This window comes from Sinanaerobacter chloroacetimidivorans (genome assembly GCF_018128545.1).
Lineage (GTDB): Bacteria > Bacillota > Clostridia > Peptostreptococcales > Anaerovoracaceae > Sinanaerobacter > Sinanaerobacter chloroacetimidivorans.
In genome coordinates this window covers 454243-466954 of sequence record NZ_JAGSND010000002.1, presented here as the reverse complement: position 1 = coordinate 466954, position 12712 = coordinate 454243, and the positions used below count along the sequence as shown (strand labels likewise).

Sequence of the window (12712 nt, the reverse complement as noted above, 5' to 3'; positions counted from 1 at the left end):
CCGGTTAACAAAACTCTTGACCAGTTTGCAGGCGGTTATGACGATCTTGTAAAGATCATCAGAAAATTCATGATTAAGTACTAAATAATCAAATCGATGTGGGAGAGGGCTATAACCCCTCTCCTATATTTCAATAAAGGAGAAAACTATGGTAACAGTTTATGGCAAAATGAAAAAAGGCTATAACGAGATTTGCAATATGGAGGACAATCATCCGGACATGCTGATGGATATCGGTATCCAGGTTATGAGTGCCGGTGAAACTCTTAATATATTAGAAGAAGAAAAAGAAACAGCGGTATTACTTTTAGACGGAGAAGTGACGCTTCAATGGGAAGGTCAGGAGGCAACTGCGGTCAGAAGATCTGTTTTCGACGAAAATCCGGTTGCCCTGCATGTGGCACGCGGTATTGAAATCTCTGTAACAGCAAAGGATAATGCTGAATTACTGATACAGAAAACAACCAATGAAAACAGCTTTGCTTCAAAATTATATACGCAGGATGATGTGGGTACGGAAATTTTCGGCGACGGAGTTTGGGAGAATACAGCGCGCAGGGCCTGCAGAACCGTTTTTGACTACAACAATGCCCCCTACTCCAATATGGTAATGGGAGAACTGATTAATTATCCGGGCCGATGGTCAAGCTATATTCCCCACGGACATGATCAGCCGGAAGTCTATTTTTATCGTTTTAACAGAGAAGAAGGATTTGGCGCCGCCTTCCTTGGAGATGAAGCGTTTAAGATCCAGAATAACAGTGCGTTTTTCATTCCAGGTGGACCAACCCATCCACAGGTTGCTGCTCCGGGATTCGCCATGTATTATTGCTGGATGATCAGGCATTTGAAAGACAATCCATGGACCAGCAGAGACAATGACGAGAGATATACCTGGCTTTTGGAAAAGGACGTAAAAATCTGGCCCAATAAATAAAAATACCAGCGGCGCTTCTGCGTCGCTTTATTTTCTTTATACATATTTTCAATCAGATGTGATATCCTGTTTTTTGGGTATTAATATAGAAGGTTGATGAATATTCCTTTGAAAAGAAAATCTATTCAGTATAAAGATGGAAGGGCTTGCGTTTATGAGTTATAAAATACTATCTATCAATCCCGGATCTACATCCACAAAATTCGCGGTTTATCAGGAGGAAACAGAGCTGCACTGTGAAACCATTGACCATAGCGTGGAGGATCTGGCGCCTTTTTCTGATATTACAGATCAGATGGAATTTCGAAAAGAGATGATCCTTGCAAGCTTCGCAGCTCACGGCTTTCAATTAAATGAATTGGATGCGGTGGTAGGCAGAGGAGGGATGCTGCCTCCGGTTCACGCGGGAGGATATTATGTCAATCAGAAAATGAAAGATCGCATCCTTTATGGCCCTATCTTTGCGCATGCCTCCAATTTAGGGGCACTTATAGCGGATGCCATAGCAGAGCCGCTGGGAATCCCGGCGTTGATTTATGACTCCGTTGCTTCGGATGAACTTCACGACATTGCAAGAATAACAGGTATTCCTGAAATCACCCGCAGAAGCTTTACCCATGTTTTGAACACCAAGGCAATGGCAAGAAAGGCAGCCGCTTCTTTTGGGAAAAAATATGAAGATATGAACTTTGTTGTGGCTCATCTTGGTGGCGGCATCTCTGTAAATGTTCATGAAAAAGGAAAAATCGTGGATGTTATTACCGATGACGGAGGGCCTTTTTCACCGGAAAGGGCAGGAAGTATCCCATTATCGTATATTGTCGATATGTGTTTTTCAGGCAAGTATGATAAGCCTGCCATGTCAAAAATGATCAGAGGAATGGGAGGGCTGAAAGCACATCTGGGAACCCATGACTGCAGGGAAGTGGAAAAAATGATAGCCGACGGCAATCAGAAAGCCAGGGAAGTATATGAGGCGATGGCTTATCAGATCGCGAAGGGAATTGGAGAAATATCCCCCGTACTGAGCGGCAATATAGATGCCATCATTCTTACGGGCGGGGTTGCCTATTCAAAAATGCTGACGGATTGGGTTATAGAAAGAGTGAAGTTTATTGCACCCGTTATCTTGATGCCAGGAGAAAATGAAATGGAATCCCTGTCTCTTGGCGCATTAAGAATTCTGAGGCAGGTGGAGACTGCAAGAGAATACACGGAGTCCATAATCATACGATAGGAGAAATAGAATGAGAATTATAAAAGCAACGAATTACAGTGATATGAGCCGCAAAGCAGCAAATGTAATCTCTGCTCAGGTTATTTTAAAAAGCAATTGTGTTCTTGGCCTTGCCACCGGTGCTACGGTGCTTGGAATTTATCAGCAGCTTATCGACTGGTACGAAAAAGGAGATATTGACTTTTCCAGCGTACATTCCGTAAATCTGGATGAATATGTAGGTTTGCCTGCCGAGCATGAACAAAGCTATCGCTATTATATGGATCATAATTTTTTTCATAAGATTAATATATTGTCCGAAAACACCAATCTCCCCAATGGCCTTGCCGAGAATATCGATGAGGAATGCCGGCGGTATGATGCGCTTATTGAAAAGCTGGGGGGGATTGATCTCCAATTGCTGGGATTGGGCCATAACGGACATATCGGCTTTAATGAGCCGGATCAGGCCTTTGAAAAGACCACGCATTGCGTAACCTTGAAAGATAGTACCATTAAGGCCAACGCCAGATTTTTTGAGCATGAAGATCAAGTTCCGAAAAAGGCGGTTACCATGGGAATTAAAAGCATCATGCAGGCAAAACGCATTGTCCTTTGTGTCAGTGGGATTACAAAAGCCGAAATCCTGAAGAAGGTGCTGACGGGTCCTGTGACTCCGGCCTTGCCTGGCTCTATTCTTCAAATGCATCCGAATCTTACGGTGGTTGCGGATGCTGAGGCGTTAAGCCTGCTTTAGAAAATAAGTTTATCGCAGAATTCGACGATCTGTGGTAAACTTTTTCTATTCGGAATCGAAAAGATTCTTTCAGAAAGGAGAATACATTTGAAGCTTTTTGTAATAAGCGACACTCATGGAAACATAGATCAGGCTGTTGAAATATATAAAAAATTAAAGGATATTGACCTCATTATTCATCTTGGTGATTATGGGAAGGATGCAAAGAATCTGGAGAACCGTTTGGGGGTGTCCGTACTAAGTGTAAAGGGAAATATGGACGGGGCCTTTTCCCAGGACGGATATCGCATCCTTGATACCGTCTTCGGCAAGATCTTTCTGGCACACGGGCACATGGAGAATGTAAAGCAAAATCTTCAGACACTGCTTTACAAAGCCGAATCCATGGGCTGCAAGGCAGCATTCTTTGGACATACCCATGTCCCTCTGTTTGAAGATGTGGAAGGAATGTATCTTTTAAATCCGGGAAGCCTGACTCTGCCAACCGGCGGGCGGAAGGGATCCTACGCCGTGGTCACCTTGTCGGAAGAAGGGATAGAAGCCTTTATCGGCTATGAAGAAATCCAGCAAAAAAGAAAAACAGAATATGGGTTTTTAAGTAATCTGCTCAATCAAAGCGACCGCTTTTGACCATGGAAAAATACACTTCCTGATATTGTCATTGCATTTCGCTAATTTTCACGCCACAATCAATGAATTTTGTTGAAAAATATCGAAAATAAGATATAATGAAAGTATGTAATTGTCCCAAGTGTGCTTTTGTGTGTGTGTGTATCGAAAGTGTTTTGCTATGTATTTAGGAAGTGTAAAATTTTTCAAGCATTTCATTGTGGGCATTGTCTTATTATTGATAATAGGACTGTCTTTTGCTGCTGTTTATCTGGCAGTCATGAATAAAAATTATCAAAAACAGATTTCTGAGCTTCATTCAGAAACTGTTCTCGCGCAGTCAACTGAAAAGCCGGATCGGTCACAGGAAAGTGAGGCCTTGGAATATCAGGAACTTTATCCGGAAATGTATGCGGATTTATCGGAGAAGACAACCGTTTCTCCTCATACAATTTATCTGACATTTGACGACGGCCCTTCGGACAGAACTGCGGAAATTCTTGATATTTTAAAAGAGAAAAATGTGAAGGCCACCTTCTTTGTCATCGGCAAAGAAGGACCGAAAGAAAAAGAACTCATGAGACGGATTGTTGACGAGGGTCATACCATAGCGATCCATACCTATTCTCATAAATATGAGGATATCTACGAATCTGTGGAAAGTTATCTTGCCGATTTTAATAAAATTTATCATTTAATCTATGAAACAACCGGAGTAAAGCCGGACATGTTCCGATTTCCCGGAGGCAGCTTAAACATCTACAATGCCAGACTCCAGATGGAGCTTTCCTCTGAATTGACAAGGAGAGGCTTTACCTATTATGATTGGAACTCTTCCAGTGGTGATGCGGATATCAAGACCACGAAGGATTCTGTTTATGCAAACACTACCAAATCAGCCGCCAATAAGGATCGGGTGATTATTCTGATGCATGATAGCGTGAAAAAAAAGGATACGGTTGCTGCTTTGCCTGATATTATCGAGTACTTTAAAGCAAAGGGCTATGACTTTGATAAACTGACAAATGATGTAAAACCCGTGGCTTTTAATTATAAAGAGGAATGATCATAGTAATAATGGAGGATAATTCAAATGGGAGTTAAAAATAATTTTTCACAGGCAGTATCGGAATTAATGGGATTATCAAGATCGACAGAAAACTCTGCTGAAAATTTGAAAACCCCGGAACAGAAGCCGGTGGAAGAGGAAACGGAAATGGACCTCGAAGGAACGGAAGAACAGGAAAACGATGCAGAGGATCATCTGATCTCTGCGGAAAGCACCCTTGCCGAAGCGGAAAAAATATTGGAAGCCCAGGAAGAGAAAACAGAGGTAAAACACGACCCTCCGGCAGCCACCGCTGCAAATCCAAATAAAGAAAAAATACTTGCCATGCTGGCTCAGCAGCAACAGCAGCAAGTCCAGCAATCCTATCCCCAGCAGAATCTGCAGTCCCAGCAGCAAGCTCAGACTCTTCAGCAGGCACAGCAAAATCTGCAGCCCAAACAGGCTCCCGGTAAAACCACCATTGCGAGAGGCACCGTCATTATTGGAGAAATTAAGGCGGAAGGTGATGTAGAATTATTGGGAAGCGTAAAAGGAAAAGTATCTTCCCAGGGAGATATTCTGGTAAACGGCAAGGTGGTAGGAGATCTGATGGGGAAAGACATCGAGCTTACAGCCTGTGCCGTACAGGGAAACATCATTGCTTCAGGCATGGTATCTGTAGACGGGGATTCGGTGGTAATCGGAGATGTAAAGGGTGAAAATTTCTGTCTTGACGGTAAGATTAAGGGAAATGTTATCGTAGAAAAAGAAGCGAAATTCCAGCCGAAGGCTATTCTGTCGGGAAATGTAACCACGGCATCCATCGCTATGAGCCAGGGCGCAAAGATCCAGGGAGAAGTAAACATCCCGCTTAATGAAAAGGAAAATGACCTGACGTTTGATGTGGATATCACAATATAAATTCAATCTATAATTGAATAAATTGGAGGGAAAAAGGTGGCTACAAAGAATAATTTTTCTAAGGCCGTAATGGATTTAATGGGGATCCCTGCCGGTGAAGGTGCAGGAGATATAAAAAAGCAAGAAAACGGAAATGTGTCAGCATATGAAGATAAGCAGGTCACTGAGAAAATCACAGAACATGAACCTGAAACGATTAGAGAACCGGAAATAGAAGTGGACTTGGAAAGAAAAAAATTTCTGTACAACGCTAAAAATGTGACCGCCACTACTACGGTACCAATCCAGCAGGAGCATCCGGTTACCGTTATATCCAGAAGCATGGTGGTTGTCGGAGAAATCAATTCCAGTACGGACATTGATGTTTACGGTGATGTGAAAGGCTCCATAAAAACAACAGGTGATATCAAGGTTACCGGAAAAATAATCGGAGATCTTGTCGGCAGCAGCTTTACTCTGAACGGATGTGTCATTCAAGGAAACATAGTGGCAAAAGGCAATGTTTCCATCGGAACCAATACTATGATTGTGGGAGATATTGCTGCAGATAACATAAAAATTAACGGTAAGGTAAAAGGCAATCTCAACATCAATAAGATGTCCGAATTCCTTGAAAATGCGTTGCTGGCAGGTGATGTAAAGTCTCAGACCATTTCCATGAGCCAGGGCGCCAAGCTGAAAGGAAATGTGAGTGTAGCCCTTGACGACTCCCAAAGCCAGAGAGAGTTTGATTCTGTTTTGGGATAAGCAAGCAATAGGATAGAGAGGTAAAACGATGAGTGATTTAGATGATAAAGCCATCGGAAAAATCGGAGGTGGAAACGAAAGCTTTTCCGATTTAATGAAAAAGATGGTGGAGAAACAATTGGAAGAGAAATCCGCTGATTCGCCGGCAGAAACCTTATCCGTAAGAGCAGAAGAGCCCGTGGAAGAACCTGTGAAAGAGACTATGAAAGAACCGGTAAAAGAACCTGTGGAATTATCTGCGGAGGAAGAGGCTCCGCAGATTGTAAAACAGGAACCTGTCGTGATGGATTGGAAACAGGAAGAGAAACCGGTAGAATCCTATCAACCGGTTTCGGAAGTTGGTGTTATATCCTCTTCTACCAGTATTCTGGGAACTGTGAGCAGCAAAGGCCATATTCGTGTAGAGGGCAGCGTAACCGGCGATGTTTTTGCCTATGGTGATATTAAAGTAACGGGAAAAGTGAACGGTGATATCGACGGCGGCAATATCGAACTGGAAGGCTGCGATATAGAAGGTGATATCAAAGCCAGAGGAGATGTTAATGTTGGAAAGGGAAGCGTTCTCAACGGTGACATGAACGGCCAGCTCATTACCATCGACGGAACGATAAAAGGGAACATTACGGCTCAGAAAGGTGCCCATATGTCCGGAACATCTGTAGTAAAAGGTTCCATCACCGCCGCTACTTTATCTATGAGCTCCGGTGCCGAATTGCAAGGACGCGTAAATGTATCCTTGGAAGACGAATCATAGAAAGGACTGTCAAAAATGGATGTAAGCCACTGAATGAGACATTTTCGCTTTCAGTGGTTTTTATTATTCCATTTTTTTGAATCTTATGGTAAACTCTAGCTGGTGTCCGATAAAATTGGGCAGACTAAGAACAAAGAATAATACAGCATGTTGGGAAAAACTATGGAAAAGAAAAATATAGCATATTTAAATACCACCGTATTGGCATATTTGGGTGATTCCGTTTATGAGATGCATGTGAGAAAACATGTATTTGATACAGGGCAGGTAAATGCGGACCGGCTGCACCAGTCCGCGGTGAAATATGTCAGAGCAGAGGCTCAGGCATATGCTTTAAAAGAAATGCTGGAAGAGCTCACCGAGAGTGAACTCGCGCTGGTAAAGCGCGCCAGAAATAAAAAAATTACCTCAAAACCCAAAAATGCGGATCCGGTTATCTACAAATGGGCAACTGCCTTTGAGGCTTTGATTGGATATTTGTATCTTGCCCAGGAAGAAGAACGGCTGACAATGATCATACAGCAAACACTGGAAGCAATTGAAAGGAATAAAGGAATAAAAAATGTCAGAAAAACAGACGCGGAATAAATTCAGGGATGCCATGGGAGATTATTATAAAACCAATCGTCAAATCTCCCAGGATCAGGACGCCGGTCAACGGAAAGGTCAGTCTGTGACGGGCAGGGAAAAAGCCATGATTATCGTACTGGCTGTTTTGGTATTGATTCTCATTGTAAAATCGGTCTTTCTGGATGAGGTAAAAAATCTTTCCGGAGAGGAAGAACAATTCAAGCAATTTGTAGAATACTCCATTGAGGAAGAGCACAGCGGTGCATTGGCAGATATGGGCTTGATGATTTATCGCATCTATGATATATATAAGGCAGACGAAGACCAAAAAGGTGTTTTGCGATACGTGGATCCCGCCACCGGAGAAAAGGTGGAGGTCGTTCAGGATGGAAGATATACTGCCAGAGTGAGAGGATACCTGCTCTGGATTTTGCCGGTACAGCATTTTTCGGTTACAGCAAAGATAGAAGAATAATTGGGAGGTTGAATTTGTGAGTAAAGCGGACAAACTATTTATTGAAATGTGTAAGGATATTCTGGAAAACGGTGAATCCTCCCGGGGCCAGGAAGTACGTGCAAGATGGGAAGACGGAACGCCGGCCCATACGCTGAAAAGATTTGGGATTATAAACCGTTATAATCTTGCCGAGGAATTCCCGGCGCTTACCCTCAGGCCAACACCCGTAAAATCCGCAATCGATGAGCTGCTTTGGATATGGCAGAAGAAATCCAATAATGTAAATGATCTGAACAGCCATATCTGGGATGCTTGGGCAGATGAACAGGGATCCATCGGTAAGGCCTACGGCTATCAGCTTGGAGTGAAGCACAAATACAAAGAAGGTGAATTTGATCAGGTAGACAGGGTTCTTTACGATTTGAAGAACAATCCTTACAGCAGAAGGATTATGACGAATCTGTACAATTTCCAGGATCTGCATGAAATGGCTTTGTATCCCTGCGCCTATAGCGTAACCTTTAACGTTTCCGGCAATAAACTGAATGCCATTTTAAACCAAAGATCTCAGGATACTTTAGTGGCTAACAGCTGGAATGTAGTTCAGTACGCCGTTCTTGTACATATGTTTGCCCAGGTAAGCGGACTTGAAGCCGGTGAACTGGTGCATGTCATCGCAGATGCCCATATTTATGACAGGCATATTCCGTTGGTTGAGGAGCTGATCAGCAGACCGCAGTTTCCTGCACCAAAATTCAGGATCAACCCGGACATTAAAAATTTCTATGATTTTACCGTAGACGATTTTATTGTTGAGAATTATGAAGCCGGACTTCAAATCAAAGGGATTCCGGTAGCAGTATAAACAGCAGCACGAGGGATCCCAAAACACCTCGTGCTTTTTATAATCTGATTGGTTTACAGTAAAAGTATTTTCATGAATTAATGATGACATTCGTGGTCATGCGCGTGACAGCTGTCTCCCGAATCCACAAGGGTTCCGCTGAGCCAGTTTAAGGCAGCCTCTTTCACATCTCCCGAACATCCGCGCAATACTTCAATTCCTGCACTGTTTAAGACATTGACGGCACCATCTCCCATATTTCCTGCGATCATCACCGTTACTCCCATATCGGAGAGTACATGTGCAATATTCGATTTGCAGCCGCAGCCTGCCGGAGAGGCAACCGTTTCCTGTGCAGTAATTTTCTTGTTGCTGTCATCAGCCGTAAAAACTGTGAAATATTCACAATGGCCGAAATGACTGTCGATCAGGTTCTGACGGGTGGGTAATGCAATTTTCATAAGTGATCTCCTCCTGTTTTATATAAATGTTTCCTGTTTTTCTTTATGTTATAACTGTTTTGAACATATGTCAATAATTATTTATGAATGAACGATTAATTAATTTAAATCATGATTAGATATGCGAATTACAGTAAAAAATAAAAACGAACAGGTGAAGTTTCCCTGATATTGGGTTTCAATCAATGTGCCGTTATGTTATAATTTAAAAGCGTGACGGCATGTTACAATAATTTGAAACGTTACGGCACGAAATACGAAAACAATGAAGAATAGATCACGGTAGCAAGGAGGGCATCTTACTATGAAAGCAATCGTAGCAGTAGATCAAAACTGGGGAATCGGAAAGGATGGCGGGCTCCTTACCTATCTGCCCGGTGATTTAAAATATTTTAAGGAAAAAACGCTTGGGAAAGTAGTTGTCATGGGAAGAGAAACACTGGAATCTTTGCCCGGCAAAAAACCGCTGAAGGACAGGACAAATATCGTTTTGACCAGAAATCCGGATTATCAGGCGGACTGCCTGATTTGCAGGTCTATGGGAGAGCTTTTTAAAACATTGGAATCTTTCAATATGGAAGACGTATTTATCATTGGCGGGGAAACGGTATACCGCCAGTTCCTGCCTTATTGCAATGAATTGTTTGTGACAAAGATAGAAGCCGCTTTTGAAGCAGATAAACATTTTGAAAATTTGGATCTGCGCCCTGATCTTGAAGTGGTTGCGGTCAGTGAACCTCGTCTTGAGAACGGGCTTACCTACAGATTTACGGAATACAGGAGAAAATGATTTGAAAGAAGATAAGACTGCTGAAAATTCAAGCCTTTTGATAGGCAGAAATCCGGTAATGGAAGCATTAAAAAATGATAGGGCTATCGAAAAATTATTAGTGGGAAAAGATGCGGAGGGTTCTATCAAAAAGATCATCGGCATGGCGAAGGATAAAAAAATCCCCCTTCAATACGTGGAAAAGTCCGCATTGGACAGACTTGCCGACGGAGGTGCTCATCAGGGTATTGTCGCCTATATTTCTTCCTACCAATACTATGAAGTGGAGGAATTGATCCAAATAGCCAAAGAAAAAGGAGAAGATCCTTTTCTGATTGTTCTGGACGGGATCGAAGATCCCCACAATCTTGGAGCCATCATGCGTACTGCCGACGGGGCAGGGGCCCATGGCATTATTATTCCCAAACGAAGAGCAGTTGGCATTACCGAAACAGTAGCAAAAGCCGCTGCCGGTGCGGTGGAATACATTCCCGTTGCCAAGGTTTCAAACATTGCACAGACTTTGGACAGGCTGAAAGATATGGGGCTTTGGGTCGCAGCCTGCGATATGGATGGCAGGGAATATGATAAGGCGGATTTAAAAGGCAGTCTGGCCATAGTGGTAGGCGCTGAAGGCCAAGGGATCAGCAGGCTGGTAAAAGAAAAGTGTGATTTTATCATTTCAATCCCTATGGCGGGGAAAATCTCTTCTTTAAATGCGTCCAATGCTGCGGCTATTCTGATGTACGAAGTAAGAAGACAAAGAAAAGGATAACGATGGAACAACGATATATGGAGTATGAAGATGAGGAGCTCGTGGTGCTTGCTCAGAACGGCGATGAAAACGCTGAGGAATTTCTAATCAGGAAGTACAAGGATGTGGTCAGGAGTAAAGCACATCTTTATTTCATGGTCGGTGCAGACCGGGAAGATATCATGCAGGAGGGCATGATCGGGATTTTTAAAGCCATTCGCAGCTATAACAAGACGAGACAGGCTTCTTTTCATACTTTTGCGGAAATTTGCATCAACCGGCAAATCATTACAGCGATTAAAAGGGCTACCAGATTGAAGCACTCTCCGCTGAATACTTCCGTATCTCTCAGCAGACCCATATCCGACAAGGATCCGGCCAAAACTCTGGAAGAAACGTTGTCATCCAACAGCAATACGGATCCGGAAGCTTTGTTTCTTCTGAAAGAGGATATGGACTACATTGAAGGCAATGGCGCCGACATTTTCAGTGACCTGGAATTAAGCGTATGGAATGAGTATCTACAGGGTAAAACTTATTTGGAAATCTCTGAAATTACCGGTAAATCACCGAAAGCCATAGATAACGCAATTCAAAGAACGAAGCGCAAACTGGAGCTTTATTTAGGCCGTTAGAGGAAAGAAGCATACTCTAAAAACAAGTATATCTTAATAAAAAGAAGTATATCCGAAAAAAGAAGCATACCCTAAAAAGTATGTTTTTTTTATGTGCACCGTTCAACGAGGTGATTTTTTGTCCGGAATAATCATGGCAGCCGAATAAACCATCGTGAGCCGGCATAGTATTTCATACTAGGTACTCAATAAAAATAAGTACTCCATAAGAAATACAAGCGGGAGAACATTATGATCGTATCTTGGCTGACGACAAATCAGTGCAACCTAAAATGCAAACATTGCTATCAGGATGCAGGAAATAGGCAGGAGACAGAACTGACTACTGCCCAGGCGGAGAGACTCATTGAAGAAATTTCCAGGGCCGGTTTTAAAATCATGATATTCAGCGGTGGTGAACCACTCATGCGCCCTGATATTTACCATCTGGTTTCCTGTGCTGTAAAAGCGGGACTTCGCCCCGTGTTCGGAACCAACGGCACCTTGATCACCCGTGAGGCAGCAAAGCAGCTGAAAGCTTGCGGAGCTGCGGCTATGGGCATCAGCCTTGACAGCCTGGACGAAAAGAAGCACAACGATTTCAGGGGAGACAGCAGCGCATTTTCTTTGACCCTGGAGGGAATAGAGAACTGCAAAGAAGCGGGACTGCCTTTCCAGATCCATACCACCATCATGAACTGGAACAGCGGCGAGATTTGTGATATCACTGATTTTGCCGTAAGTCAGGGAGCAATTGCACATTACCTATTTTTCTTAATCCCGGTAGGGAGGGGTAAATTTCTTGAGGAAACCACTTTAGAAGTAGTTGAATATGAAAAACTACTGCAAAAAATTATGGCAAAGCAAAGAGACGTTTCCATTGATATCAAGCCTACCTGTGCGCCTCAGTTTATACGAATCGCAGAGCAAATGGGAATCCGGACACGCTTTTTACAAGGCTGCCTGGCAGGTTTGTCCTATTGTGTCGTAAGCCCCATGGGAACGGTTCGTCCTTGTGCCTATATGACCGAGGAGGCAGGAGATGTCCGTCAGCTGCCCTTTGATGAGATTTGGAACAAAAGCATTCTGTTCCAGACTTTACGCCGTCGGAAATATAAAGGGTCTTGCAGCATATGTGACTTTCAGAAAGCATGCGGCGGCTGTCGTGCAAGGGCAGGATACTATCACGACGGGGACTTTATGGAGGAAGACAGTTATTGTGCTTACGGAATGCAATTAAAGTAAAAGGAGCTG

Annotated in this window: 16 protein-coding genes; 15 read left to right on the top strand and 1 reads right to left on the bottom strand. The window is 43.1% G+C overall.

What is annotated here, in order from left to right:
* Nucleotides 1-148 precede the first annotated feature (148 nt).
* From KCX82_RS05425 to thyA, 11 genes are all read left to right on the top strand, one after another.
* Nucleotides 149-937: a 5-deoxy-glucuronate isomerase gene (locus KCX82_RS05425; RefSeq protein WP_227017416.1), complete on the top strand. Its 789-nt coding sequence runs from the start codon at nt 149-151 to the stop codon at nt 935-937.
* 154 nt (nt 938-1091) lie between these two features.
* Nucleotides 1092-2174, top strand: a complete 1083-nt coding sequence (buk, locus tag KCX82_RS05420) for a butyrate kinase (protein WP_227017415.1) — start codon at nt 1092-1094, stop codon at nt 2172-2174.
* Nucleotides 2175-2184: 10 nt separating this feature from the next.
* A complete protein-coding gene (nagB, locus tag KCX82_RS05415; protein WP_227017414.1) occupies nt 2185-2910 on the top strand; it encodes a glucosamine-6-phosphate deaminase in 726 nt (241 codons plus the stop codon).
* Nucleotides 2911-2997: 87 nt separating this feature from the next.
* Complete coding sequence (locus KCX82_RS05410) at nt 2998-3540, top strand: YfcE family phosphodiesterase (RefSeq protein ID WP_227017413.1); 543 nt, start codon at nt 2998-3000, stop codon at nt 3538-3540.
* A gap of 139 nt (nt 3541-3679) precedes the next feature.
* Nucleotides 3680-4585 carry a polysaccharide deacetylase family protein gene (locus KCX82_RS05405; protein WP_227017412.1) on the top strand — a complete coding sequence of 302 codons (906 nt, stop codon included), beginning with the start codon at nt 3680-3682 and terminating at the stop codon, nt 4583-4585.
* A gap of 27 nt (nt 4586-4612) precedes the next feature.
* Nucleotides 4613-5488, top strand: coding sequence for a polymer-forming cytoskeletal protein (locus KCX82_RS05400; RefSeq protein WP_227017411.1), 876 nt, complete (start codon nt 4613-4615; stop codon nt 5486-5488).
* 36 nt (nt 5489-5524) lie between these two features.
* Nucleotides 5525-6235 (top strand): bactofilin family protein, encoded by a 711-nt coding sequence (locus tag KCX82_RS23115; protein WP_227017410.1) that lies wholly within the window; start codon nt 5525-5527, stop codon nt 6233-6235.
* 28 nt (nt 6236-6263) lie between these two features.
* Nucleotides 6264-6989, top strand: a complete 726-nt coding sequence (locus KCX82_RS05390; RefSeq protein WP_227017409.1) for a polymer-forming cytoskeletal protein — start codon at nt 6264-6266, stop codon at nt 6987-6989.
* 162 nt (nt 6990-7151) lie between these two features.
* Nucleotides 7152-7577 carry a Mini-ribonuclease 3 gene (locus tag KCX82_RS05385; protein WP_227017408.1) on the top strand — a complete coding sequence of 142 codons (426 nt, stop codon included), beginning with the start codon at nt 7152-7154 and terminating at the stop codon, nt 7575-7577.
* On the top strand, nt 7552-8034 hold the full coding sequence (locus tag KCX82_RS05380; protein ID WP_227017407.1) for a hypothetical protein: 483 nt from the start codon (nt 7552-7554) through the stop codon (nt 8032-8034). Before KCX82_RS05385 ends, KCX82_RS05380 begins: the two co-directional genes overlap by 26 nt.
* A gap of 16 nt (nt 8035-8050) precedes the next feature.
* Nucleotides 8051-8881 carry a thymidylate synthase gene (gene thyA, locus KCX82_RS05375; RefSeq protein ID WP_227017406.1) on the top strand — a complete coding sequence of 277 codons (831 nt, stop codon included), beginning with the start codon at nt 8051-8053 and terminating at the stop codon, nt 8879-8881.
* Between the two features lie 77 nt (nt 8882-8958).
* Here the strand turns inward: thyA and KCX82_RS05370 are convergent, their stop codons facing one another.
* A complete protein-coding gene (locus tag KCX82_RS05370) occupies nt 8959-9321 on the bottom strand; it encodes a NifB/NifX family molybdenum-iron cluster-binding protein (protein WP_227017405.1) in 363 nt (120 codons plus the stop codon).
* A 304-nt stretch (nt 9322-9625) separates the two neighbouring features.
* Between KCX82_RS05370 and KCX82_RS05365 the strand changes: the two genes are divergently transcribed.
* The 4 genes from KCX82_RS05365 (at nt 9626) to nirJ2 (ending at nt 12703) form a co-directional block, all read left to right on the top strand.
* Entirely contained in the window at nt 9626-10111 is a 486-nt protein-coding gene (locus KCX82_RS05365) for a dihydrofolate reductase (protein ID WP_227017404.1), read from the top strand.
* A gap of 1 nt (nt 10112) precedes the next feature.
* Nucleotides 10113-10865 carry a 23S rRNA (guanosine(2251)-2'-O)-methyltransferase RlmB gene (gene rlmB, locus KCX82_RS05360; protein WP_227017403.1) on the top strand — a complete coding sequence of 251 codons (753 nt, stop codon included), beginning with the start codon at nt 10113-10115 and terminating at the stop codon, nt 10863-10865.
* Nucleotides 10866-10867: 2 nt separating this feature from the next.
* On the top strand, nt 10868-11479 hold the full coding sequence (gene sigH / locus KCX82_RS05355; RefSeq protein WP_264373190.1) for an RNA polymerase sporulation sigma factor SigH: 612 nt from the start codon (nt 10868-10870) through the stop codon (nt 11477-11479).
* A 231-nt stretch (nt 11480-11710) separates the two neighbouring features.
* A complete protein-coding gene (gene nirJ2 / locus KCX82_RS05350; RefSeq protein ID WP_227017402.1) occupies nt 11711-12703 on the top strand; it encodes a putative heme d1 biosynthesis radical SAM protein NirJ2 in 993 nt (330 codons plus the stop codon).
* Nucleotides 12704-12712 lie beyond the last annotated feature (9 nt).